The following is a 24,315-nucleotide window of genomic DNA, read 5'->3' as shown; positions in this document are numbered from 1 at the left end:
CGGTTATCTAACTGTTTAATGAGGTATTTATGCCTATTTACGATTACCAATGTACAAGTTGCGGCCATAAAGATGAAGTGATGCGCAAAATCAGCGCGGCGAGCACTGAGGCTTGTCCATCATGCGGCGCTGAAGCTTTTAGCAAGCAATTATCTGCACCTAGTTTTCAATTAAGCGGTAGCGGTTGGTATGCGACTGACTTTAAAAATGGTGGTAAATCAGCACCCGCAGCTAAAAGCGAGACCTCAACTGAACAAAAGTCTGAAGCAGCCGCTGCACCCGCAGCTTGTGCTACAGGCTGCGCTTGCCACTAAGCCTAGATTAACTACTTGATATTGACTAATTGATTCACTAGGCACATGAAAAAATATTTTATTACTGGTTTGCTAGTGTTAGTGCCGCTGTTTATCACCGTGTGGGTGCTGTCTAGCGTTATCGGCATTATGGATCAAAGCTTGTTTTTGTTGCCAATGAGCTGGCGACCAAAGGCTTTGCTAGGCCATGAGATAGTGGGTATTGGCGCGGTGCTTACCGTAGTGATTATTCTTTTTACTGGTGTGGTAGCCACCAACTTTTTTGGTAAACAGTTGATTAATCTGTGGGAGGCAATGCTCTCTCGCGTGCCCTTTGTAAAATCAATCTATGCCAGTGTGAAGCAAGTGTCTGATACGCTGTTTTCAGATACTGGCAACGCTTTCCGTCATGCAGTATTGGTGCAGTTTCCGCGTGAAGGCTCTTGGACGATTGCGTTTATCACAGGTCAACCTGGCGGTGATATTGTGAATCACTTACAAGGTGACTTTGTCAGTGTTTATGTACCAACAACGCCCAACCCAACAGGCGGATATTTTTTAATGATGCCGCGTGCTGACGTCGTTGAGCTTGATATGAGCGTGGATGAGGCGCTGAAATACATTATTAGCATGGGCGTAGTTGCCCCGCCTAAAAAACATAAAACCAAGTAAATTTAAAAACTAATAAAATTTAAAACCAAGAAAACTTAACCGAACTCTTAAAGCAATAAAAACCATTTAATTAACCGACTATTTAACAAGAACTTAACATTATGCGTACACATTACTGCGGACATCTAAACCGCGAACACATTGGCCAAACAGTTACTTTATGTGGTTGGGCACACCGTCGCCGTGACCACGGAGGCGTGATTTTTATTGACTTGCGCGACCGTGAAGGTTTAGCGCAAATCGTGATTAACCCAGATGCAAAAGCAGCATTTGCGATTGCTGAATCTGTGCGTAGTGAATATGTACTCAAAGTGACTTGTGTCGTTAATGCGCGCCCAGAAGGCGCAACCAATGCTAACTTGGCCACTGGTGAAGTGGAGATGATTGCCACTGAGATTGAAATTCTCAATGCTTCACTCACCCCGCCGTTCCAGTTAGATGATGAAAACTTAACTGAAACTGTGCGTTTAGAGCACCGCTACATTGACTTACGTCGCCCAGCGATGCAAAAAAACATGATGTTGCGCTATCGCGTGGCTAAAACCTTGCGTGATTATTTAGACACTAACGGCTTCATTGAAATTGAAACACCAATGTTAACGCGTTCAACCCCAGAGGGCGCGCGTGATTACCTAGTGCCTAGCCGTGTTCACGCTGGTCAGTTTTTCGCGTTGCCGCAATCACCGCAACTATTTAAACAATTATTGATGGTGTCAGGCTTCGACCGTTACTTCCAAATCACTAAATGCTTCCGCGATGAAGATTTACGTGCAGATCGTCAGCCAGAATTCACGCAAGTCGATATCGAAACATCGTTCATGACTGAAAATCAAATCATGGACATCGTTGAAGAGATGATTCGTCAAATGCTGAAAAAAGTGCAAAACGTTGAGTTGCCAGCCGCATTCCCACGCATGTCATTCCACGAGGCAATGACACGTTACGGTTCAGATAAGCCAGATATGCGCGTCACGTTAGAAATCACTGAGCTTTCAGATGTAATGAAAGACGTAGATTTCAAAGTATTTGCAGGCGCAGCGAATATGGCAGGTGGTCGCGTGGCAGCATTGCGTGTGCCAGGTGGCGCGGCAATCGCTCGTAGCGAAATAGATGCTTACACAGAGTTCGTCAAAATCTACGGCGCTAAAGGTTTAGCGTATATCAAGATTAACGACGTGACTAAGTTAAACGAAGAAGGCCTACAAAGCCCAATCGTTAAAAACATTCACGTGACAGCATTGCAAGCGATTATCGACCGCACAGGCGCACAAAATGGCGACATCATATTCTTTGGCGCAGATAAATCTAAAGTGGTGAATGAAGCGCTAGGCGCGTTACGTCTTAAAGTCGGTCACGATAAAGGCCATGTAGATGGTCGCGCATGGGCGCCATTGTGGGTAGTTGATTTCCCAATGTTTGAACATGACGAAGAAAATGACCGTTGGGCAGCTTTGCACCATCCGTTCACTGCACCAAAAGATGGTCACGAAGATTTGTTAGTGACTAACCCAGGTGCTGCGCTATCAAAAGCATACGACATGGTGCTAAACGGCTGGGAAGTAGGCGGCGGTTCAGTGCGTATCCATAAACAAGACGTGCAATCAAAAGTATTTGACGCACTCAAAATCAGCAAAGAAGAAGCCCAAGAGAAATTCGGCTTCTTACTAGACGCCTTGCAATACGGTGCACCCCCACATGGCGGCCTAGCCTTCGGTTTAGATCGTTTGGTAACTTTGATGACAGGCGCAGAATCTATCCGTGATGTGATTGCCTTCCCGAAAACGCAACGTGCACAGTGTTTGATGACGAATGCGCCGAATGAGGTGGATGAGAAGCAATTGCGTGAATTGCATATTCGAGTTCGCTCACAAACTCCAGCCGCTTAAAATGCACTCGCTTCACGATAACGTCGTTACATCCGCTTGCCGTACGATTCGTACTGTCTACGCGGAAGTGCCTAGTTCTCGTATCGCGAATTGCATTTTTTTGGGAGTTTAAAGTGAGACTTAAGGTAGGGTTAAAATTCTACCTTAAATTTTAACTAATGGCAGTTTAAGCTAAATTAATACACTAAACGCATGCCTATCAAATCCCTAATCCGCACTATCCCGCATTACCCCAAGCAAGGCATTCAGTTTCGCGACATTACCACTTTGTTGAAAGACCCAATCGGCTTTCGCACGGTGATTGACGCGCTTGCTCATCATTACACTAATGAAAAAATAGATAAAATTGCAGGTATTGAGGCGCGTGGTTTTATCATTGGTGCGGCACTCGCTTATAAGCTGGGTGTGGGTTTTGTGCCTATTCGTAAATCTGGCAAGTTGCCTGCTGAAACTGTCGGTCATGATTATGCTTTGGAGTATGGCGCTGACCGCGTGGAAATTCATACCGACGCAATTGCTCGCGGTGAACAAGTGTTACTAGTCGATGATTTAATCGCTACGGGTGGCACAGCGGAAGCTGCTGCGGCACTGATTCAAAAGCTGGGCGGTGATGTGATGGGTTGCGCTTTCGTGATTGACTTGCCAGATTTGGGCGGCTCGAAACGTTTGGTTGAAAATGGACTCAAACCTTTTTCTTTATGTGAGTTTGAAGGCGATTAATGCTTTACGTGTTTAGTCTGCACCTTGCGCTAGTGGCTAATTTCACACAAACTGTCAAAATATACTTAAATCTAGATTGCTGAAATATTATGCCTGTCACCGAAATCAATCATATTAATCTGCGTGCGAATCGCGCAATGATGGATGTTTTGCGCGATTTTTATTGTGATATTGTTGGTTTAAAAATTGGGCCGCGCACTGCGACGACTAGCTACGGATTTTGGTTGTACATTGGTGATAATGATGTGGTGCATATTGCTGAATACAACAAGGGGGTAGGTGCGCCAGATTTGCATGTGAATGGCACTTATGATCATGTATCTTTCACTTGTACCGATATGCCCGCTACCGAGGCGCATTTAACTGCACATCAAGTACCATATACCACCCGAGTGTTAATGAACGGCGTGCGACAAGTTAACTTTAAAGACCCTGCAGGCAACGGCATTGAACTTAACTTTGAAGAGTATCGTAATCTGTAGCGGCTAATAAGCAAATGTGTGTTGTGTGACTCGCATCACATACAAGTGCTTGAATAAAACTAAAATAGCATTCAGTAGTCTTACCTAACGATGGTCGTATTGGCAAACTGCTTTTTTTAGCACAACGAAAGTGCGAGTGTGGAAAATGATGAACTTAAATAAAACCTTATGGCGTGCTCTAGCCAGCGTTATTTTACTAGTGACGAGTGCTTCTGCTTTTGCCGAGCCTGATCCTAAGTTATGGCCAGTGATGAAAGAAGCATTTTTTGCAAAACGCGATATGCAAGAGGTGGATTTTATTAAAATAGATGCGCCGCGCCGAGCTGAAAGTGGTGCGCAAGTGCCTGTGACTTATAGCGTGGATAATGCCGCAGCCAATGGTGTGAAAATCACCAAATTGTATGCGTTTGTTGATGCTAATCCAATTCCATTAACTGCTACTTATCATTTAACTGATACGCTGGGTAATTTCCAATTAGCCACACGCATCCGCTTTGAAACTGATGCATTTGTACGCTTAGTAGGTGAAGATGCTAGCGGTAAGTTATATTTAGCTTCACGTGAAATTCGCGCCGCTGGCGGTTGTGGCGGCACGGTAGAAGGTGACGAAGCGGCGATTCGTGCCAGCGCAGGTAAAATCAAATTCAAGGTGGATGAACCCGTTGCTATTGGTAGTGCAACGTCAACAACATTTAATATCAAACACCCAATGCGCACTGGCTTACAGCGCGATCTAGTATCTCAAGGTTTTGTACCCGCGTTTTACATTAAAAAGACTGAGTTTTCTTATAACGGCAAACCAATGTTAACCATAGATGTGGGCGTTGGTACTGCAGAAGACCCATACTTTAAATTTAACTTTGTACCTGATGCAGCTGGTAAATTAGAAGTGACTGCAACAGACAATGAAGGTAAGGCTTTTGTGCAGCAAGTCGATGTGAAAGGCTAAGTTTATTTTAGCGTTGAAAAGGCTTCCAGTTGGAGGCCTTTTTTATTGGGTTTAGTATTTTCTGTGGTGCTAAAATACAATGCAATTAACGTATTTGTCATACCGACGAAAGTCGGTATCCAGTGTCTTTAAGTCACTAGATTCCGTGTCAAGCACGGAATGACATTAGACGAAATGCCAATGAATTAAATTTTTGGAGACAACAATGAAAAGCTATCGTAAAGAACTGTGGTTTAACCCACCAACCCGCGTGGCATTTATTCGCATTACCGAGCAAGTGAATGAGTGCTTACGTGAGAGTGGCGTAAAAGAGGGCTTGGTGTTAATCAATGCCATGCATATTACTGCCAGTGTGTTTATTAACGATGACGAGCGTGGTTTGCATCACGATTACACTCAGTGGTTAGAAAAACTTGCCCCGCACGAGCCTGTGAGCAGCTATCGCCATAATGATACTGGTGAGGATAATGCCGATGCACACATGAAGCGCCAATTGATGGGGCGTGAAGTAGTGGTGGCGATTACTGAAGGTCGTTTGGATTTCGGCCCTTGGGAGCAGATTTTTTACGGCGAGTTTGATGGTCGCAGAAAAAAGCGCGTTCTAGTTAAAATTATTGGCGAGTAACTGATTTAAGTCAAAACTAAAATTCTTTCATTTTGCTACCCTGCTGGCAATTTTCTGAGCGATTGGCTTGGAATGCTTGACTGAATTGGTAATGAAATGAAACTCCCTGAACTGTTAGCCCCAGCGGGCGATTTAGACCGTATGCGGACTGCATATGATTATGGCGCAGATGCTGTTTACGCTGGGCAACCACGTTATAGCTTGCGCGCACGTAATAACGACTTTACGATGGCTAATCTTGAGATTGGTATTAAAGAAGTACATGCGCGTGGCAGGAAGTTTTTTGTTGCGAGTAATATCTCCCCTCACAACGCTAAAGTTAAAACCTACATGGCTGATATGGCGCCAGTGATTGCCATGCAGCCAGATGCGCTGATTATGTCTGACCCTGGGCTAATTCAAATGGTGCGTGAAAAATGGCCTGAAGTGCCAATACATCTTTCTGTGCAAGCCAATACGGTGAATTTTGCTACGGTTAAATTCTGGCAAAGCATGGGCTTAAGCCGTGTAATTTTATCGCGTGAACTGTCTTTGGATGAAATTGAAGAGATACGCCAACTCTGCCCAGATATGGAGTTAGAGGTATTCGTGCACGGTGCTTTGTGCATTGCCTATTCTGGTCGCTGCTTACTTTCAGGTTATTTTAATCACCGCGATCCTAATCAAGGGACCTGTACCAATAGCTGTCGTTGGGATTACAAGGTGCATGATGCGTCCGAAGATGCGGCAGGTGTGATTCGTTTGAGTGAGTTTGACTTTAAAGCTGAAATGGAAAAGTCTAGTCTTTCAGGTTGTGGTAGTTTGCCACGTCATCCCTTGGCTGATAAGGTGTATCTCATCGAAGAAAAAGGTCGACCAGGAGAGTTGTTGCCCATTTTAGAAGATGAGCACGGCACTTACATTATGAACAGCAAAGACTTACGCGCAATTGAACACGTAGAGCGTTTGGTTAAAATGGGCATAGATTCGTTGAAAATTGAAGGTCGCACCAAGTCACGTTATTATGTGGCGCGTACTTGCCAAAACTATCGTAAAGCTGTGGATGATGCGGTGGCTGGTCGTCCGTTTGACTGGAATTTGGTCAGTGATTTAGAAAACTTGGCAAATCGTGGTTATACCGATGGATTCTATCAACGTCATCACACCGCTGAGCATCAAAATTACAAGCAAGGCTATTCAATCTCTAATCGCAGCTTATACGTGGGCGATGTGGTGGCATACGATGCTGAAAAAGGGTTGGCGGATATTGAAGCGCGTAATAAGTTTGCAGTAGGTGATCGTTTGCAGATCATTCATCCAACAGGTAATCAGGAGTTAGTGGTTGAGCAGATGTTCAATAAAAAAGGTGAGAATATCCAAGAGGCTTCTGGCAGCGGCTACTATGTGCGCATACCTATTGTGGCGAGTGATTTAAGTAATGCCATGGTGTCTAAGTATATCTAGACATGCTTTATCGCTAAGTTATTTTAAAATGGAGCTGACGCTCCATTTTTTTATCAGCCAATTTGTTGGCATAGTTGGATTCAGTGATTTAATTTAATGGCTAAATGTTATAACTAGTTGACATCTTAAATGAGAATGATTATCATTAACTATCAATCAATGATACGGGAAGTTAATCATGAAAAAGCAGCTAATCATTAGCCAAGCAAAGTTGGCTGGCAATCAAGAATGCAAAGTGTTTTATAACAAAGCAAAAGACATGATTGAGTTAGAGGTTGGTGGCACTTCATTAAGATTTGAAGCGCGAAACTTTTTTATGATGAACGAGATGCTGCGTAAAGCAGCAGCTAAGCTGGTCATGCAAACGGAATTGCATCATGCGTGAGTAAGTAAAGTTAGCAAGTGATTAATTATTAGGATGAGAATTAAGAGCCATGAAACCTAGAAGCCAACATTCAAGAATACTCCTGTCTAGAAATGAAGGTGGTGCGATTGCATTTTGTGAAAGCTGTGATGTGCTAGAGCTGGAAATCGGCGCGGTGAGTCTACGGATAGATTCACACTCGTTAGATCTGCTAAGTAAATTAATAAACGAAGCTGCGACAAGTATGAAGTCTTATAAGCAAGAAAAAGCCAGATTTACGCAAGAAATGCAGCAGAATTTCGGCTTGCATTGAGTATAAGTTAACAATAAACATAGAGTTGCATTTACAAATGATAATTGTTATCATTTGTGTTTGTATTTAAGCGGTACTCACGAACAATTTAAATGAAGAATGAAATGCTTAGCCAATTAGAGTTTGATCGCCTAAATAAAGAGACGCCACAAAATGTTGCTAGCAATCGAGTGGTGACGAGCGAGGTGTTATTTTCTGGCGCCCGTGAATTGGTAATCAAGCATGCGGGTGAAGACTATCGTTTGCGATTGACTAATCAAGGCAAGCTAATTTTAACTAAGTAGTTAGAGTATTTTGCAATAGGAAATGAAATCATCATATGCAGACATTAACGCTTGTAAATAATCTTCATAAAACCCAAACGCAAAGTGATGCAGGTGGTGTTTATGAATTGAAAGTTAAGGGATTAGCATCAGTCCACGCGGGCCGTAAAAATAGCCCTAATAAAGTGACAAATTCTTACGGCGTGTTGGCGGTGGTGGTGTGTGTCCATATAGTTGCAGTGTTAATGCTAATCAATGCTAAGGCGACGCAGCCTATCATTAAAGAGTTGCAAGTGCCGATGATGGTCAGTTTAGTGGCTAGCCCTGCACCGGAGCCTGAAGTTGTACCATTAACTCCTACGCCACCACAGCCTGTCATTAAGCAGCAGAAACCTATCATTAAAAAGCAGCAGCCAATACCTAAACCTGTTGCTGTTGTACAAGAGGTTGCTCAGCCAGTAGTCACTGAGGCACCGCCTATGCCTGCGGCACCAGTCGTGGTTGCAAAAGCACCTGAAGTAATAGAGACGCCACCACCAAAAATTGTAGCTGAGCCAGTAGTCGAGCCGCCACGATTTGGTGCGGCTTACTTGAATAATCCTGCGCCAGATTATCCGCAAATGGCGAGAAGGTTGGGGCAGCAAGGGCGCGTGTTGCTAAAGGTGTTAGTTGCTGAGAATGGCACAGCGGAAACCGTAGTGTTAGCGACGAGTAGCGGCTTTGAAAAGCTAGACCAAGCGGCAATAGAGGCGGTGAAAAAGTGGAGCTTTATTCCAGCTAAGCGCAGCAATCAGGCAATCAGTGCTTATGTTTTGGTGCCAGTAAAATTTTCACTCAATAATTAAGTGCGCATGCAGCAAACAGAATTCGATTCAAAAAATTCAATAGAGATTTAAAAAGGAAACAAAATGCAAAACGGGTATGAATTTAATAGCTTGGCGTTTATTACAGCTGGTGGCCCAGTATCTATAGGGGTTGCACTGATTTTGCTAGCAATGTCAGTGGCAAGTTGGTACTTAATCGTTTCAAAAAGCTTGCAAGCATTCCGCGTACGCAAAGCATTTAAAGCTTATGCGCAACATTTTTGGAACGCACCAAATCTAGCGGTTGCCATTAAACAAAACAATAAAACTGCACTGGCTAGCTTAGCAAAAAACGCTATTGCTGCAGCTGAACACTATAAAACGCATGCGTCAAAAAATAGTGAAAAGGTAGCGCAAGACGAGTTTGTGGCACGTGCTTTGAACCGCAGTATTGCGGAAGAAAATACTAAGATGGAAAACGGCCTTAGCGTATTAGCGTCGGTAGGTAGCATTTCACCATTTGTAGGGTTATTTGGCACGGTATGGGGCATCTATCATGCGCTTGCAAGTATTAGCCAGAGTGGTCAAGCCACGCTAGATAAAGTAGCTGGACCTGTAGGTGAAGCATTGATTATGACAGCTTTGGGGTTGGCGGTAGCCATACCTGCCGTACTCGCTTATAACGCATTGGTGCGTAGTAATCGATTGCTGGCAGCTGAGCTTGAGGACTTTGGTTATGCACTGCATACATTACTGACTACAGGTGCGGTGATTAATGTTAACCATGAAGATGCAAAATCCTCAGTAGAAACTAAAGAGCGCGCTCACATTGCTGGAGTACCAGCATGATAGGCTCAGGAAACGGCGTAGGGTCTGCTTCACACACAACGCCAATGTCAGAAATTAATACTACGCCTCTGGTCGATGTGATGTTGGTGCTATTGGTCATCTTTATTATTACTGCGCCATTGCTGACGCATGCGGTGAAAATTGATTTGCCACAAGCTAGCAGCCAGCCGCTACCTGAGAAGCCAGAAGTGATTTCGGTATCGATAGATGCAGCAGGCAAAATGTATTGGAATGATGCAGCCTTGGTGCAAGGTGAATTGAAAGTTAAGTTGCAAGAAATTGCAGGTAAAAAACCGCAGCCAGAATTGAATATTCGAGCAGATAAAGAAACGCGTTATCAAGTACTGGCAGAAGTAATGGCGGATGCGCAAAATGCAGGTGTGACGAAACTAGGTTTTGTCAGTGAACCAAAAAACTAATTTATTAGTTTTTATCATTCATCATCATGAATATCAAATCCATCAAAACTTGGGCGTGGGTACATAAGTGGTCTAGCTTAGTTTGCACAGCGTTTATGTTGTTACTCTGTCTAACGGGTTTACCGTTGATATTCAGTCATGAGATTAGCCATCTGCTTGGTAATGAGGTTGAAGCGCCTGAAATGCCGGCGAATACAAAGTCTGCGAATATGGATGATGTATTGGCGAGTGCCAAAGCCTTGTATCCAACACGCGTTGTACAGTTTTTGTTTCGTGATGTGGATGAGAACAAAACGTGGACAGTGAGTTTAGGTAAAACTGCAACTTCTGAAGATGATACTAAATTTGTATTGGTAGATTCCCGCACCGCCAAAGTGTTAGACGAGCCTAAATTTGATGAAGGCTTTATGCACATTATGTTTAAGCTGCATGTGGATTTATTTGCAGGTTTCCCTGGCATGTTGTTTTTAGGGTTTATGGGTTTATTGCTGGTGGTCGCGCTAATTTCTGGCGTGGTGTTGTATGCGCCATTTATGCGACGACTAGAGTTTGGCGAGATTCGTAAAGATCGCGCACCTAAATTAAAACGTTTAGATACGCATAATTTTTTAGGCGTTGTCACCTTAGTATGGGCGCTGGCGGTGGGCCTAACAGGTGTGATAAATGCATGGTCAGACTTGGTCATTAAATACTGGCAATTTGACCAAATGTCAGCCATGACTGCGCCGTATAAAGGGTTGCCGCCGCCCACTCATTACGCGTCATTGCAAACATCTATTGATACGGCTCAAGCGCGTGAGCCAAACATGCGTTTAGGCTTTATTGCGTTTCCTGGCACTAGTTTCTCTAGTCCACATCATTACGGCATGTTTATGCGTGGAGATACCTCACTCACCGCACGCTTATTTAAACCTGTGTTGATTGATGCACAAACAGCCAAACTGACAGATAGCCGAGAGGTGCCTTGGTACTTGGCCACTTTGCTTATTTCGCAGCCTTTGCACTTTGGTGATTATGGTGGCATGCCGCTGAAAATCATCTGGCTGATTTTAGATGTGATTACGATTGTGGTGCTTTGGACTGGTTTAATGTTGTGGTGGAAAAAGCGTAAACAATCGCCAGCCGAAGTTAGCCAAGCTTTATCACAAGCAGATAAAACGACTTATGTATTAGCCAAAAACGTACAAGGCGCTAAATAAAATGGCTGCAAAAACACTAAAAGAAATGTTTTTATGGCCGACTATTATTGGATTTTTTACGCTGACTGGCCTAGTCGTGGCGTTAGTGAGAGATGGTCTATTAGAAGATCTTTCGCTTGCAGCGCTGACTTTTCCGATCGCCGTGATTGTTTACATTTATTTTTATAGGCATTAAATTTTAATCATTAGTTTTCAATAAAATAGCCAGCCAAAGCGGTATCGCCTGTAGCCAGCCAAAATCAATTTTGAGCTAGCTTTACATTACAGGGGATACACCATGCAATATCTATTGTGCGATAAGGTCGCGCGTCAAAAAATTATTTTCATTGCTATTATTGCGGCGCTGCCGCAGTTTGCCATTGCAGCTGATGCTAACTTAGAGTCACAAGCTTCTGCTGAAGCTGTGACTGATAGTGCAAAAAATAATGCAGCTAATAAATCAGAAACCTTGCCAGAAGTTAAGGTGGAAGCAAAAGCTGAGCAGGAAACTGCGACTGGTCCAGTCCATGGCTACGTCGCCAAACGCACAGCATCAGCAACTAAAACAGACACGCCGATTATCGAAACACCGCAATCTATCTCCGTGATTACTTCAGACTTTGCAAAAGCGATTGGTGCTAATCGCGTACGTGATGCTTTGGGATATTCGGCCGGAGTCACTGCTGCGCCTTACGGTGCTGAGTCGCGTTTTGAGTGGTTTAATGTGCGTGGATTTTATGCCCTAACACCTGGCTTTTATTTAGATGGCCTGCAACTGCGCAACAATAACACTTGGGGCGTGTGGCGCACAGAAAATTACGCCACCGAACGTATTGAATTAATGCGCGGGCCTTCTTCTGTGCTTTACGGTCAAAATAGCCCTGGCGGTATGACCAATATCGTCAGCAAAAAACCTTTAGAAGAAACAAGCCGCGAGTTGCAAGTACAAGTGGGTAATGACGCACGCCGTCAAATTTCGGGTGATTTTACAGGGCCAGTTAACGATGATGGTAGCGTGCTGTATCGCATTGTGGGCGTGCTGCGCGATGCTGAGCTGCCTATTGGTGGGATGAAAGATGACCATGCTTTTATTGCCCCTTCGCTCACTTGGAAAATATCCGATGCCACAACGCTTGATCTGCAAGCCTCCTATTTAAAAGATAGGGCTGGCGTATACTCACGCGCTTTGCCGAGAGAGGGGTCTATTTTACCTAATCCAAATGGCAAAATTTCGGCCGATACTTATTTTGGTGATAAAGATTTTGACAGGCTTAACCAAAATCAATGGATGATAGGCTATAAGCTTGAACACAAATTGAATGACCGCTTTGCTTTTCGCCAAAGCACGCGCTATGGCAAAATGGACATGGATTATGGAGCGCTTTATCCTGATGCTTTTGTCAATGCTAACGCTGGTAACCCCAGTGATCCAGCAAATTTCCGCACCTTGAAGCGCAAAAATTTTACTAGCATAGAACAAGCAACGGCTTTTAATATCGATAACCAGTTTGAGGCCAAATTTGATTTTGGCGCGTTTAAGCATACGTTTCTTACAGGCTTAGATTATCAGCGCAGCAGTTATGGCCAGTATACTATTTATGATGATAGCGGCACCACGATAGATGCTTATACTGGTGCCACTACTGGCACTATCGCAACCTCCGCGCCTTACGCTAATGCCAGCACCAAGCTTAAACAAACAGGCATTTACCTGCAAGATCAGGTTAAATTTGATGAACGCTGGGTAGCCACGTTGGGTGGGCGCTATGACAGCGCGAAGATAAACGCCACCGACAATCTAACCTCGTCAAAATCGCAACAGAGTGATAGCAAACTTACAGGGCGTGCTGGTTTAGTTTACTTGGCGCCAAATGGCTTTGCGCCTTATGTAAGCTACAGCGAATCCTTTGTGCCCAATACCACTATTAACCCAGCCACTGGTAAACCGTTTGACCCAGAAAGTGGCAATCAATATGAAGTCGGCTTGCGTTACCAGCCACCGCAAAGCAAAGCCACTTACAGTGCAGCTGTTTTCCAGTTGACGCGTGATAATGTGGTGAATTCAGACAGTAATTTTATCCCCAAGCAAAACGGAGAAATTCGTGTGCGTGGGCTTGAGCTTGAAGCTAATCTACAACCAATTGACCGCCTGAATGTGGTGGCCGCTTGGACGTGGACACCAGAGGCGAATGTGATTCGCAATCCAGCCAATCCTAGCTCGGTTGGCAAGCAGGCAAACCCCGTTCCGCTGCATCAAATCTCTCTTTGGACTGATTACCAATGGCTTAGTGGCATCAAGGCAGGGCTGGGTTTGCGTTATGTGGGATCAACCAAGGGGGTAGACGAAAGCGCACCAAAGGCGCTATCTGCTTACACCCTAGTGGATGCAATGTTGGGCTATACCACAGGCCAATGGGAGCTTGCACTCAACGCACGTAACCTAACCGATAAAGAATTTATATCCAATTGTGATGCTTCACAATGTTATTACGGAGATATGCGCAGTGTGATCGGCAGCTTAACTTATAAGTTCTAATACGCATTCACATGCTTTGCAGTCGCAATATTTATGCGGCTTGCAGAGCGCGTATTTAATGATGCTATTTAAAAGGCACTAACAATTTATCCATAAAATTCTATCAATTAAGGAAATCATCATGACGACACAAAGATTATTCATCGCTTCAGTTATTTTATTTTTTATCGCTGTCTTTATTTTATCTACCACGCCTGCAGCACAGGCTGCCACTACTAGTTGTGAAATCACGGTAGAAGCTAATGATGCCATGGCATTTAATACTAAAAGCATAGAAGTTTCGAAAAGCTGTAAAGAGTTTACCGTTAACCTTAAGCACGTAGGAAAAATTGCTAAGAATGTGATGGGGCATAATTTGGTGATTGCTAAGGTGAGTGATCAGCAAGCGGTGTTAGATGATGGCATTCAGTCAGGAGCGGCAGGTGACTACGTAAAAGCTAAAGACGCCCGCGTGATTATGGCAACTAAAGTAATCGGCGGCGGTGAGACATCAACAGCAAAATTTAACGTAAGTAAGCTAAATTCAACTGATAGTTATACATTTTTCTGCTCGTTTCCTGGTCATGCTTTTATGATGAAAGGTGCAGTTAAGTTAGTTTAGAAGTGGCACTGTTTTGTAATTTAGCCACTTAGTAATTTTTTATAAAATTTAGCCAGCCAGTAACGATTGCTCCGTCAATTTCGATTGACCGTCAACATTTAGTTAGCCAGCCAACCACTATATGACGGAGTTTGATAATGTTATTGCAACAACCCTCACAACTGTTAGTCGCATTAATGCTTGCGACTTCTTCTATGCAATCGATTGCAGATGAAGAAACCAAATTAGCGGCATTGGATGTAGTCACTTTGCCACAAGTAGCGGTCACTGCAACGCGTACTGAAGCGGCTATCGATGAAATACCCGCCACGATTACCGTGATTAATCATCAAGCCTTAACGCGTGGTTTGGCGGCCGATGAAACTGATTTATTTAAAGATGAGCCAGATATAACTTTTGCGCGGGATATGCGCCGCTTTGGCGCAACGCGTTTAAATATTCGCGGCATTGAAAACAACCGTATTGCGCAAATTGTGGACGGCGTGCGTTTGCCAGATGTATATGACAGTGGAGGTCCTACTAACTTTACGTTTAGTGGGCCGCTAGGTGTTTCGCAAGATTTTCTTAAACGAGTAGAAATCCTGCGTGGATCAGCTTCTAGCTTATATGGGTCTGATGCGATTGGTGGGGTGGTGGGTTACCTTACCTTAGATGCTGATGACATCATAAAAGCGGATAAAAGCTATGGGGCAGTCTATCGATTTGGCTATACAGGCGAGAACAATGGTTTTACCAACTCTCTATTAGGTGCTTGGCGTGGTGATATGTTAGACGTGATGCTTGGATACTCTCGCACAGATGCTAGCGAGTTTGATAATCAAGGTGGCGATAACAATACTGCGGTTAACCGCACCAAACCTAACCAGCAAGATGTTAAAGATCAGGGTGTGATTGCTAAATTTACCTTACGTCCGAATGATAAGAATAAATTATCTCTGACATTTGAGGGGCGTGACCAAGATGCTGATGTCAGCATTAAACGCCTAGTGGCTTTAACGCCAAAAACTACAGCCATGGAAGGCAGTGACAATACTAATCGCTGGCGTGCGAGTGTTGAATGGGAGCAAAAGCCGGAAAATATGTTTTATGATCGCCTAGTCTTGCGCGGTTACCATCAGCAAGCTGAAACGACTAACGATAACTTACAGACGCGTACTAACACCAGTGCAACCTGCTCTGGGGCTGCTGGCGCAGGCAATAATTGTTTGGTTAAACAGCAGTTTAATATTACGCAGGACACGACAGGTGGTGGCGTACAGCTAGAAACTGCTAGCAAAATTGGGCAGCAAGGGCATTTATTCACTTATGGGATTGATGTTTCTAGGTTGACCAGCGAAGAGCGCCGTGACGCAACACGCTTTAATTTAACAACTGGTACGGTTAGCAACACCATTGCGGGTGATACGTTCCCTATGCGCGATTTTCCTAAAGGGATTACTGATACCGTTGGCCTCTTTGTGCAAGATGAGATTAGCAATTTAGCCGATGGCAAGCTTACATTAACACCAGGCTTACGTTTTGATAGACGCAATCTTAAGCCAGAGGTCGATGTGCTATTTCAAAAAGCTTTAACAGCCAATGGTCGCAATGCGGTAGAGAAAACAGAATCAGCCTTTTCACCTAAGCTCGGCGCAATTTGGAAACTAGATTCTGTATGGTCATTGTTCGGACAAGTGGCTACAGGCTTTCGTGCACCCAATTACGACGAAGTGAATGGCTCGTTTCGTAACAGTATTCAACAATATGCAATTAGCCCTAATTCAGATTTAGACCCGGAAACAAGTGTTGGCATCGAGCTAGGTACAAAATGGCATGCGTCTAATGTGAACGGGCAGTTTTCTGTGTATGACAATCGCTATAAAGACTTTATTGAAAATGTCCGTTTAACTTGTCCAGCAGACCCACGATGCATAGCGGGCGTAGCAACGACTTTTATTAATACAAATGTTTCTCGTGTACGTATATACGGTGTTGAAGCGCGTACCAAGTGGGACTTTACGCCAGGCTGGAGCGTTGATAGCGCTGTTGCCTATGCACATGGTGAAAATGAATCAAGCAATCAGCCTTTAAGCAGCATTGAACCAGCACGTTTAAGTTTAGCCCTAATGCGCGATGCAGGAAATTGGGGTGCTGAAACTAGAGTTCGCAGTGCTGTTGCAGTTTCAAGGGTTGATGATAGCAACGGCCAGCAATATAAACCAGCTGGTTATGTTGTGACCAATTTATCGGCTTGGTGGAAACCATTTAAAGATGCTGAGGTAAATGTTGCACTGAATAATTTATTCGATAAAAAGTATTTTCTATGGAGTGATATTCGTCAAGCTGATGCTGCTGATCCAGCAGGTGTAGATTTTTACTCGCAGCCTGGGCGTAATATTTCCGCAAGCTTTGCCTATCATTTCTAATATAAATCTAGTGATTAACACTTCATATCAAGAGGCATTAAATGTTTAAAATTAAATACTTAATACTAGCGGCCATCCTTTTATCAGCATCTTATGTTATTGCTGTGCAGGCAGAGGACACCACTGGCAGCAGCGGCCATCAAGCGGCCGACACCCAGCAACGCCAATACACTTTTACGTGGAACTTTAACGATAGTTCAGATTTAAAACCACGTGGTGGTACATCAAAAGGTGTACCAGTCACACTAGATAAAGCGCCTAGCGAAGCTTGGTTAAAGTTACAAGAACCAAATCTGAGTCATTTAGAGCGAGATAGGCGCGCAATTCTAGCCATGGCTGGAGAATATAAAGTGAGTTTCGACTTTATAGAAGTGGCAGGTTTTACTGAAAACTATCAACCTAAAGCGCCTTACCAAAGCTGGGCAACAGAAAAAGTCTATGTGCTAGAAGATAAAGAAGACTTTATTTCATTGCAGCACATTTTAGTCATGCAAACCATGAATAAAGACGGCACTAAAAATCCACCTATGGTGACCAAACATTGGCGCCAAGATTGGCAATATCAGCCTAAGCAAGTGCTTACTTATAAAGGCTACAACACGTGGCTGGCGCAGCCTGTGCCAAAGGCTGAACAAAAGGGTACTTGGTCACAAACCGTGTATCAGGTTGACGATTCACCACGCTATGGCGGAGTGGCGGCATGGCAACATTTTGGCAATTACTCAAATTGGAACAGTGCAGATACATGGCGCCCATTACCACGACGTGAGTACACTGTGCGCAACGATTACCAAGTCTTACTAGGCAATAATCGACACATTATTTTGCCAACTGGCTGGGTGCATGAGCAGCAAAACAACAAGGTTATTTTAGATGCTAATGCAAAACCAGATGTTAAAGCACCTGTAATTGCACGTGAAATGGGTTTTGATCGCTATGAACGTATCAAAGATTATGACTTTGCATTGGGTGACACTTATCTAAAAAGCACTGAACCATTTTGGCATGAGGTGCGTAAGCAGTGGACTAGTTTAAGTCAGTTGAATAAACCTATTCACCTACGTGCATCTGCTGATAAAGACAGCCTATATTTATCACCATTTAATTACGCACAGGATTTAAATGAGGGTAAACAAAAAACAGAAGTAGAAATTTCAAGCTTTGCTGCGCAAGTGGTTAAAGGCTATTTAGCTGAAACCAGTACTAAGGCAGGAAGTAGCACCTATTAATAGATCGAACTGTTATGAAGGCGTTCTCATGAGCACCTTCACAATCACTAGAAATAAAACAATTCTAGCCAGCCAGTAAGTGTTGCCCCGCAATGTTTAGTTAGCCAGCCAATAAAATAACTAAATAAAAAGGGAGTTTCAATGAATTTGCAACAAAAAACCTTAACGCTGGCAGTGATGCTGGCTTTGTCTTCAATGGCCGCCATGGCACAAGAACAAAAAGTGGCAGAAGAGCAGAAAATAGCAGAAGCATTACAAAACGAGAGTGAAGCTTTGCCAGAAGTGAGTGTTAAGCAAAACCGTATTCGTGCAGGTAACCCGCAAGATGCAGCGCATACAGGCAGCAAAACCGATACGCCATTACGTGATGTACCTGCCAGTGTCGCTGTAGTGCCTGTTGAGACTTTGCGTGAGCAAGGCGTACAAACCATGAATGAGGCGATGCGCAACGTGAGCAGCGTGCAGCCACAGCATGGCGGTGGTTATGGTTATGCTAATAACTACAACTCTCGAGGTTTAGCGGTTAATTTCTTACGCGATGACTTGCCTGATGGCACTGCGCAAAATGGTTACTTCCGCACTATGTACGATGTTGAACGTATTGAGGTGCTAAAAGGACCTGGTTCAGCATTGTTTGGCTCGGGTGGGCCGGGTGGCAGCATTAATGTGGTGACAAAGAAGCCGCAAGCTGAATATGGCTTAGAGGTCGGCACAACATTTGGCAGCTTTAACACGCGTGATGCTTACATGGATTTAACTGGCACAATCACGCAAGGTGTGACGGGTCGTTTAATTGTTGATACTGAAAAAACCGATGGTATTCGCGGTTTGGGTCGAGAAATTACCGAGTTCTCACCTAGCGTTGCATTTAACTATGCGGATGACAAAACGCTGTTGATAGATGTGGATGTGCGTGATATTAAAGTGAAGCCAGATAACTACGGCATTTTGTTTGATGGTAAAGCTAATATTGCCAATGTGAGCGACAAAACACGTTATTACACGCCATTTGATTATTCAGAGCAGCATATTAACCGCATCACCGCCACGCATGACTGGGCAATTAACAATGCACTTAGTATGCGCACAGTCTTTTCTAATGATACGCGTGATTTAGATTTTATTCGAAATGCGGGTGGTGATGGTGGCAACGCAACAGGCCTAATTAAGAATCGTAATTTACGCCAACAATCTGACGATGCACGCTACACCACGTTTCAAAACGAGCTAACTTGGAAAGTAGATACTGGTAGCGTAAAGCATACTGTGCTGGCTGGTTACGAATATAAAAATACAAAAAATGACACTCTGCGTCAAGGTTATACACTAGCCAATATTACCAATATTCTAAATCCAGTTGTACCTGAAGTTAGCTTGGCTAGCTTAGCTAAACTAGCAATACAAAGTTTTAATAGAGAGCTCACCAGCGATACTAATTCTGTTTATGTGCAAGATCAACTAGCATTTGGTGAGAAGATTAAAGTGCGTGTTGGCTTGCGTAACGACCATGTGAATTACCAAGATAAAGGTGTTTCCACTGTTAATAATGTCGCAAATGTTGCCAGAGTGGTGGATGAAACCAAAGACCTGACGACAGGCTCGTTGGGGGCGGTGTTTCAGCCTACTGCAAACTTAGCGTTTTATACTGGGTTTAGCAACGGTAAGTTTATTAATATGGCTACTGAAGGCAATATATTAGTAGATGTACCTGAAAGCTCAGAACAGTTTGAGATTGGCACTAAATCTAGTTTTTTGCAGGGTAAGATTGATTTAAATGTTGCACTGTTCGATACCAAGCGTGAAAACTATATTATCACTCTGCCAGGCGCATCAGTAGGCACACCAGACGGTAAGGATAAGTCTAAAGGGGTAGAGTTGGATGTTGGCGTACATCCAATTGCAGGCTTGAATGTAAATGCCAATGCGGTATTTATGGATGCTGAAACTAAATCAACAACTCTAGCAAAAAATGATGCCTTAGGCGTGCCGCTTACCAGTATTTATGGCACACGTCCTACGGCTGTTAGTGAGCAAATATTTAATATTTTTGCCAGTTATGAAATTCAAACAGGTGATGTGAAAGGCTTGAAGTTTGGCATAGGCGCAACACATAAAGGCGATTCGTATGCTGACAATTTGAACTTGTACAAAATACCAGCTTATACCGTGTATGACGCTGCAATTTCTTATGCTCAGCCAAAGTGGCAAGCCGCACTTAATCTTAAAAACATTACTGACAAAACTTATTACACAAGCCCAACATTTGCAGGCGCATTACCAGGTGATCCGCGTAGCATTTTTGCAACATTGCGTTTTGACTTTAAATAATATTGGCTAAAAGAGGATAAGTATCATGAAAAAATTAAACATTATTGCTGCATTAATCAGCGCGCTCACTGCATTGCCAGCATCAGCGCATTTTATGTGGTTAGAGCAAGCGGACGGACAAACTAAGCTTTATTTTGGCGAATATGATAACGGTTTGCGCGAAAAAACAGGCGGGCGATTAGACACTATTGCCGCACCAGAAGCGCTGGCTAATTTAACTAAGCTTGAAATACAGCGCAAAGAAAATTACTTGCTGTTAGAAGCGGCTAAGCATCAACCCGTTGTGAATCAGGCTGTAGTTGCACATGAGCTAACAATGAAGGTAAAAGACTTACGCAAAAATAATATTGGCATAGTCAAACCAATGTATTACGCCCGTATTGGTGACGATAAGAACGCAGCCGCATTGCCTGTTGGCTTAGATATTCAGTCAATTGGCGACCACAAAGTACGTGTGAGTCTGGATGGCAGGCCCTTGCTAAAAGGTAAATTACATATCTATGCGCCAAATCAATGGAGCCAAGAGTTGGATTTAAACGAAAGTGGTGAAGTGAGTTTTGTAAGCCCTTGGAAAGGCTTATATGTGCTCGAAGTGGTGCATGTGCAACCCACAGCCGGTAGCTATCAAGGCGACGCTTATGAGGCTATTCGACATGTCAGTACGCTAAGCATTGTGCAACCATAATTACAGCCTAACCGTGAGTATCGTACAACTATGAGTATCATTTTAAAGACTAGTCCTGTGGCTAAGCCAGCACTTCTTAACCGAGGTGCATTTTTACGGTGGTTACGTAAAACGCATGGTATTTTAGGTTTATGGGGTGCGGGCTTAGGTTTGTTATTTGGCACTACTGGTATTTTGCTAAACCATCGAAGTGTGATGAAGTTGCCATTGGCTCAATATGAAAAATCTAATATTGAGCTGCAATTGCCTAGTGCAGGCTTTAGCGATCCAAAGCAATTGTCTCAATGGTTGCAGGGTGAGTTGCATTTGACCAAGCCAGCCAGCAAAATGGAAGCTGAACCTAGCAAAAAAGTCACATGGAACGGTTTGCAAGTGCAACAGCCCACATTATGGAAAGTTGATTTTCATACAGCCCAATATTCTGTTACCACAGAGTATTGGGTGGGCAACCAGTTTGTATCAGTCAAGCGGCAAGAGGCTAACGTATTCGCATTTTTAAGTCGTCTGCACAAAGGGGTAGGCATGAATAATGGCTGGATATTGCTAGTGGATAGCTTAGCAGGTGCGCTTATCCTACTGTGTATGACAGGCGTTTTGCTTTGGACAAAAATGCGAAATTCTAGGCTAATGCTAGTTGGGCTTAGTGGAGGCTCAATACTACTGGCGATCATATTTGTCATACAGTCTAGTTAATTCTACTTTTCTCTAGTATTCATTCGTGTGACTAAGTTAAATCTTTACTCAACTTAACACTTTATTTCCAAGATTAAATTTGCTATCATATTGAGAATAGTTCTTATTAGCATTCAATACTCTAGTTTTGGCTAGATATTTTTAGTAAGAACACTCAATTAAAACATTCATTAGCCAGCCAGCACACTTGCAAGCCAGCCAAGTTTGATAATTCCAAGTTTAATTTTTAGGAAAAACCATGAAATCAAGAAAAATGCCTAGGCTGGCATTGAATGTCGTCGCAATCGCTATTGCCTCAGCTTACCCGTTAGTGAGCATGGCAGAAGATACTGCAAACAAAGAAAAAGCAGTGCCAACCACCGTAAATAAAGCGGAAAATGCACCAGCGGAGCTTAGTGAAGTGAAGGTGAATGCCACCAATACAGAATCAAAAGCAGATGGCTACCAAGCCACTAAAACACGCGTAGGCAAAGTGCTGCAAGATCCACACGATATTCCACAAGCGATTACTACAGTTACACATAGCTTGATGCAAGATCAGCAAGTGAGTTCATTGCGTGAAGCACTGCGTAATGTTTCTGGCTTAACTTTTAATGCGGCAGAAGGTGGTCGTGGTGGTGATAACTTTAACTTACGCGGTTTTTATACTTTCGGTGATATTTATCTAGATGGTGTTCGCGATACTGCTCAATACTACCGTGAGACATTTAACCTAGAGCAAGTTGATGTGCTTCGTGGCTCTGCCGCTATGTTGTTCGGTCGCGGTCAAGCGGGTGGTGTGATTAACCAAGTCACTAAAATGGCTGAGCTTGCTGATAAAAACACAGTTACGGGTAGTTTTGGTGAATATAATTATCATCAATTTACAGGTGATTTTAATAAAAAATTAGGTGATACTACTGCTATCCGTGTCAATGTGATGGATCGCTCGGAAGAGACTTACCGCGAAAATCCAGCAACAGGTGACAGACCAGAATCTGATCGTCAAGGTATCGCTTTAAGTGTTGGTACTGGTATTGGCACTAATAACGAATTTTTTCTAAATCACGTTTATACCAAAACAAGAGATGTGCCGGATTATGGTATTCGTTTTGTTAGTACCAGACCTATTAACAATAGCATTGGAAATGACTCTACATTCTGGGGTACAGCTCGCAATTTTGATGATAGTGAGACCAGTATCACGACCGGTATATTTACCCATAAATTTACTGAAGATACCCAACTACGTACGCAAATCAGGCATGCTGATTATGATCGTGCCTATTGGGCACAAACGTCTGGTGCTTTAGCACCAACGGCTACAGGAACAGGGGTTATCAATTTTGCTACTAACCCTGACACTGTTACCCTCTCTAACGGCAACACAACGCGTAGCACGCAGTATACAACTGACACGATTCAGTCCGATTTTAGTACCAAATTTGATTTGGCTGGCATGAAAAACCAATTCTTGGCAGGTCTCGAGTATTTGAAAGAAGACTCCGAGCGACATAGCTTGCAAGGCTTTAATGCAACAACAGGCTTATCATACGGAAATTTGAATAATACCAATGCTAATAACAATGCGCTAAGCAGTGCCATCGCAGTAAATGGTGTATTTTACGATCGCAATTCTTATAGCTCTGCCGCAGCATCGAAGTTTCAGGCAGATAACTATGCTGCGTATGTGCAGGATACGATTGAGTTTGTTCGAAATTGGGATTTGTTATTAGGAGTACGTCGTGATGAAATGCGAGCAGAGTATTCAAGTGCTACATCACCTAAGTTAAGTTATGGTGAGAATAGTTATCGAGCAGGTTTGTCATGGCACCAAACACCAGAAAATCATTATTACCTGAGTTACAGTGATTCATTTAGCCCGACAGCTGATTTGTATCAATTGACGGTTGTGCCACAACCACCGGAAAGAAGTAAAACGGTAGAGCTGGGTGCAAAGTGGCTGTTCTTAGATGGTGATTTGTCTTTTAGAACAGCGCTTTACCGTACTACCAAAGATTGGGAACGTAGTACTGATTTGGAAGCAACCGCAAGCATTTTAACGAAAAAGCGCCGTACTGATGGTTTGGAGTTTGAGGTGACTGGTAATATTACTGATAACTGGGAGATATTCAGCGGACTAGCATTCATGGATGCAAAAATTTTAGAAGTCGCTGAAAATGTGAATGCAACGACTGGTGTTATTACACCCGCATATTCGGGATATAAAGGGCAGCGAGCTCGTAATACTGCACCTGTCACTTTTAATATGTGGACCACCTATAAATTTTTGGGTAACTGGAAAGTTGGTGGAGGCTTTGAAGCTAAAGATGAACGCTATGGTTATAATCCGAGTGGCGGAGCCGGCGCTAATTTTGTGAATGGTGAGTTTAAGCCAAATATTGCGCCTGGATATACACGTTGGGATGCAATGCTGGCTTATGAAGCACAGAAATGGGCGGTGCGTTTAAACGTTAAGAATCTGTTTGATAAAACCTACTATGGTGATGTTTATGATAATGGCGGTTTCACTGTGCCAGGTAATCGTAGACAAGCTATCATTACGACTGAATATAAGTTTTAATTGTAAAGCATAGTCT

24 protein-coding genes are annotated in these 24,315 nt (G+C 43.4%); all 24 read left to right on the top strand.

The features are described 5' to 3' along the window. The first annotated feature begins 29 nt into the window (after nt 1-29). The 24 genes from PSU72_RS14375 (at nt 30) to PSU72_RS14260 (ending at nt 24,299) form a co-directional block, all read left to right on the top strand. The gene (locus PSU72_RS14375) at nt 30-314 is read left to right on the top strand and encodes a zinc ribbon domain-containing protein (RefSeq protein ID WP_300433406.1); all 285 of its coding nucleotides are present in this window, start codon (nt 30-32) and stop codon (nt 312-314) included. Between the two features lie 45 nt (nt 315-359). Continuing rightward, entirely contained in the window at nt 360-965 is a 606-nt protein-coding gene (locus PSU72_RS14370) for a DUF502 domain-containing protein (RefSeq protein WP_300433405.1), read from the top strand. A 101-nt stretch (nt 966-1,066) separates the two neighbouring features. Next, nucleotides 1,067-2,851 carry an aspartate--tRNA ligase gene (aspS, locus tag PSU72_RS14365; protein WP_300433404.1) on the top strand — a complete coding sequence of 595 codons (1,785 nt, stop codon included), beginning with the start codon at nt 1,067-1,069 and terminating at the stop codon, nt 2,849-2,851. Between the two features lie 192 nt (nt 2,852-3,043). Further along, entirely contained in the window at nt 3,044-3,571 is a 528-nt protein-coding gene (locus tag PSU72_RS14360; RefSeq protein ID WP_300433402.1) for an adenine phosphoribosyltransferase, read from the top strand. An 89-nt stretch (nt 3,572-3,660) separates the two neighbouring features. Further along, nucleotides 3,661-4,053 (top strand): VOC family protein, encoded by a 393-nt coding sequence (locus PSU72_RS14355; protein WP_300433401.1) that lies wholly within the window; start codon nt 3,661-3,663, stop codon nt 4,051-4,053. Nucleotides 4,054-4,198: 145 nt separating this feature from the next. Next, complete coding sequence (locus PSU72_RS14350) at nt 4,199-5,002, top strand: quinoprotein dehydrogenase-associated SoxYZ-like carrier (RefSeq protein WP_300433399.1); 804 nt, start codon at nt 4,199-4,201, stop codon at nt 5,000-5,002. Nucleotides 5,003-5,207: 205 nt separating this feature from the next. Continuing rightward, a complete protein-coding gene (locus PSU72_RS14345; protein ID WP_013149202.1) occupies nt 5,208-5,627 on the top strand; it encodes a secondary thiamine-phosphate synthase enzyme YjbQ in 420 nt (139 codons plus the stop codon). Between the two features lie 96 nt (nt 5,628-5,723). Then, nucleotides 5,724-7,070 (top strand): tRNA 5-hydroxyuridine modification protein YegQ, encoded by a 1,347-nt coding sequence (yegQ, locus tag PSU72_RS14340; protein ID WP_300433398.1) that lies wholly within the window; start codon nt 5,724-5,726, stop codon nt 7,068-7,070. Nucleotides 7,071-7,248: 178 nt separating this feature from the next. Further along, entirely contained in the window at nt 7,249-7,455 is a 207-nt protein-coding gene (locus PSU72_RS14335) for a hypothetical protein (RefSeq protein ID WP_300433396.1), read from the top strand. A 49-nt stretch (nt 7,456-7,504) separates the two neighbouring features. Further along, the gene (locus PSU72_RS14330; RefSeq protein ID WP_300433394.1) at nt 7,505-7,747 is read left to right on the top strand and encodes a hypothetical protein; all 243 of its coding nucleotides are present in this window, start codon (nt 7,505-7,507) and stop codon (nt 7,745-7,747) included. A 104-nt stretch (nt 7,748-7,851) separates the two neighbouring features. Next, nucleotides 7,852-8,031, top strand: coding sequence for a hemin uptake protein HemP (hemP, locus tag PSU72_RS14325; RefSeq protein WP_300433393.1), 180 nt, complete (start codon nt 7,852-7,854; stop codon nt 8,029-8,031). Between the two features lie 35 nt (nt 8,032-8,066). Then, nucleotides 8,067-8,855, top strand: coding sequence for an energy transducer TonB (locus PSU72_RS14320; protein WP_300433392.1), 789 nt, complete (start codon nt 8,067-8,069; stop codon nt 8,853-8,855). Between the two features lie 63 nt (nt 8,856-8,918). Beyond that, nucleotides 8,919-9,662, top strand: coding sequence for a MotA/TolQ/ExbB proton channel family protein (locus PSU72_RS14315; protein ID WP_300433390.1), 744 nt, complete (start codon nt 8,919-8,921; stop codon nt 9,660-9,662). Then, a complete protein-coding gene (locus PSU72_RS14310) occupies nt 9,659-10,081 on the top strand; it encodes a biopolymer transporter ExbD (RefSeq protein ID WP_300433389.1) in 423 nt (140 codons plus the stop codon). Before PSU72_RS14315 ends, PSU72_RS14310 begins: the two co-directional genes overlap by 4 nt. 26 nt (nt 10,082-10,107) lie before the next feature. Further along, nucleotides 10,108-11,280 (top strand): PepSY domain-containing protein, encoded by a 1,173-nt coding sequence (locus PSU72_RS14305; protein WP_300433387.1) that lies wholly within the window; start codon nt 10,108-10,110, stop codon nt 11,278-11,280. 1 nt (nt 11,281) lies between these two features. Next, nucleotides 11,282-11,455, top strand: a complete 174-nt coding sequence (locus PSU72_RS14300) for a hypothetical protein (protein ID WP_300433385.1) — start codon at nt 11,282-11,284, stop codon at nt 11,453-11,455. Nucleotides 11,456-11,557: 102 nt separating this feature from the next. Continuing rightward, nucleotides 11,558-13,795, top strand: a complete 2,238-nt coding sequence (locus tag PSU72_RS14295) for a TonB-dependent siderophore receptor (protein ID WP_300433384.1) — start codon at nt 11,558-11,560, stop codon at nt 13,793-13,795. A 121-nt stretch (nt 13,796-13,916) separates the two neighbouring features. After that, nucleotides 13,917-14,396, top strand: coding sequence for an azurin (gene azu / locus PSU72_RS14290; protein ID WP_300433383.1), 480 nt, complete (start codon nt 13,917-13,919; stop codon nt 14,394-14,396). Between the two features lie 137 nt (nt 14,397-14,533). Beyond that, nucleotides 14,534-16,801, top strand: a complete 2,268-nt coding sequence (locus PSU72_RS14285) for a TonB-dependent hemoglobin/transferrin/lactoferrin family receptor (RefSeq protein ID WP_300433381.1) — start codon at nt 14,534-14,536, stop codon at nt 16,799-16,801. Between the two features lie 41 nt (nt 16,802-16,842). Continuing rightward, nucleotides 16,843-18,030 (top strand): DUF6607 family protein, encoded by a 1,188-nt coding sequence (locus tag PSU72_RS14280; RefSeq protein WP_300433379.1) that lies wholly within the window; start codon nt 16,843-16,845, stop codon nt 18,028-18,030. Between the two features lie 141 nt (nt 18,031-18,171). Next, nucleotides 18,172-20,358 (top strand): TonB-dependent receptor, encoded by a 2,187-nt coding sequence (locus tag PSU72_RS14275; RefSeq protein ID WP_300433378.1) that lies wholly within the window; start codon nt 18,172-18,174, stop codon nt 20,356-20,358. A gap of 25 nt (nt 20,359-20,383) precedes the next feature. After that, nucleotides 20,384-21,043: a hypothetical protein gene (locus tag PSU72_RS14270; protein WP_300433377.1), complete on the top strand. Its 660-nt coding sequence runs from the start codon at nt 20,384-20,386 to the stop codon at nt 21,041-21,043. A 30-nt stretch (nt 21,044-21,073) separates the two neighbouring features. Beyond that, nucleotides 21,074-21,736, top strand: coding sequence for a PepSY-associated TM helix domain-containing protein (locus PSU72_RS14265; RefSeq protein WP_300433375.1), 663 nt, complete (start codon nt 21,074-21,076; stop codon nt 21,734-21,736). 238 nt (nt 21,737-21,974) lie between these two features. Beyond that, the gene (locus tag PSU72_RS14260; protein WP_300433374.1) at nt 21,975-24,299 is read left to right on the top strand and encodes a TonB-dependent siderophore receptor; all 2,325 of its coding nucleotides are present in this window, start codon (nt 21,975-21,977) and stop codon (nt 24,297-24,299) included. Nucleotides 24,300-24,315 lie beyond the last annotated feature (16 nt).

Origin of the sequence: Methylotenera sp., from assembly GCF_029945535.1 — a bacterium.
In the GTDB taxonomy this organism is placed as follows: Bacteria; Pseudomonadota; Gammaproteobacteria; order Burkholderiales; family Methylophilaceae; genus Methylotenera.
Note: the sequence above shows the minus strand (reverse complement) of the source record. Positions and strands in the feature narration are given on the sequence as shown.

What these genes read in the sequence shown, in the direction of transcription:
- azu (WP_300433383.1), top strand. Translation starts at nt 13,917, where the DNA reads ATGACGACACAAAGATTATTCATCGCTTCAGTTATTTTATTTTTTATC.
- yegQ (WP_300433398.1), top strand. Translation starts at nt 5,724, where the DNA reads ATGAAACTCCCTGAACTGTTAGCCCCAGCGGGCGATTTAGACCGTATG.
- PSU72_RS14330 (WP_300433394.1), top strand. Translation starts at nt 7,505, where the DNA reads ATGAAACCTAGAAGCCAACATTCAAGAATACTCCTGTCTAGAAATGAA.
- PSU72_RS14300 (WP_300433385.1), top strand. Translation starts at nt 11,282, where the DNA reads ATGGCTGCAAAAACACTAAAAGAAATGTTTTTATGGCCGACTATTATT.
- PSU72_RS14280 (WP_300433379.1), top strand. Translation starts at nt 16,843, where the DNA reads ATGTTTAAAATTAAATACTTAATACTAGCGGCCATCCTTTTATCAGCA.
- PSU72_RS14320 (WP_300433392.1), top strand. Translation starts at nt 8,067, where the DNA reads ATGCAGACATTAACGCTTGTAAATAATCTTCATAAAACCCAAACGCAA.
- PSU72_RS14310 (WP_300433389.1), top strand. Translation starts at nt 9,659, where the DNA reads ATGATAGGCTCAGGAAACGGCGTAGGGTCTGCTTCACACACAACGCCA.
- PSU72_RS14285 (WP_300433381.1), top strand. Translation starts at nt 14,534, where the DNA reads ATGTTATTGCAACAACCCTCACAACTGTTAGTCGCATTAATGCTTGCG.
- PSU72_RS14375 (WP_300433406.1), top strand. Translation starts at nt 30, where the DNA reads ATGCCTATTTACGATTACCAATGTACAAGTTGCGGCCATAAAGATGAA.
- PSU72_RS14355 (WP_300433401.1), top strand. Translation starts at nt 3,661, where the DNA reads ATGCCTGTCACCGAAATCAATCATATTAATCTGCGTGCGAATCGCGCA.
- PSU72_RS14260 (WP_300433374.1), top strand. Translation starts at nt 21,975, where the DNA reads ATGAAATCAAGAAAAATGCCTAGGCTGGCATTGAATGTCGTCGCAATC.
- PSU72_RS14350 (WP_300433399.1), top strand. Translation starts at nt 4,199, where the DNA reads ATGATGAACTTAAATAAAACCTTATGGCGTGCTCTAGCCAGCGTTATT.
- PSU72_RS14275 (WP_300433378.1), top strand. Translation starts at nt 18,172, where the DNA reads ATGAATTTGCAACAAAAAACCTTAACGCTGGCAGTGATGCTGGCTTTG.
- PSU72_RS14360 (WP_300433402.1), top strand. Translation starts at nt 3,044, where the DNA reads ATGCCTATCAAATCCCTAATCCGCACTATCCCGCATTACCCCAAGCAA.
- PSU72_RS14295 (WP_300433384.1), top strand. Translation starts at nt 11,558, where the DNA reads ATGCAATATCTATTGTGCGATAAGGTCGCGCGTCAAAAAATTATTTTC.
- PSU72_RS14265 (WP_300433375.1), top strand. Translation starts at nt 21,074, where the DNA reads ATGAGTATCATTTTAAAGACTAGTCCTGTGGCTAAGCCAGCACTTCTT.
- PSU72_RS14345 (WP_013149202.1), top strand. Translation starts at nt 5,208, where the DNA reads ATGAAAAGCTATCGTAAAGAACTGTGGTTTAACCCACCAACCCGCGTG.
- PSU72_RS14315 (WP_300433390.1), top strand. Translation starts at nt 8,919, where the DNA reads ATGCAAAACGGGTATGAATTTAATAGCTTGGCGTTTATTACAGCTGGT.
- aspS (WP_300433404.1), top strand. Translation starts at nt 1,067, where the DNA reads ATGCGTACACATTACTGCGGACATCTAAACCGCGAACACATTGGCCAA.
- hemP (WP_300433393.1), top strand. Translation starts at nt 7,852, where the DNA reads ATGCTTAGCCAATTAGAGTTTGATCGCCTAAATAAAGAGACGCCACAA.
- PSU72_RS14370 (WP_300433405.1), top strand. Translation starts at nt 360, where the DNA reads ATGAAAAAATATTTTATTACTGGTTTGCTAGTGTTAGTGCCGCTGTTT.
- PSU72_RS14270 (WP_300433377.1), top strand. Translation starts at nt 20,384, where the DNA reads ATGAAAAAATTAAACATTATTGCTGCATTAATCAGCGCGCTCACTGCA.
- PSU72_RS14335 (WP_300433396.1), top strand. Translation starts at nt 7,249, where the DNA reads ATGAAAAAGCAGCTAATCATTAGCCAAGCAAAGTTGGCTGGCAATCAA.
- PSU72_RS14305 (WP_300433387.1), top strand. Translation starts at nt 10,108, where the DNA reads ATGAATATCAAATCCATCAAAACTTGGGCGTGGGTACATAAGTGGTCT.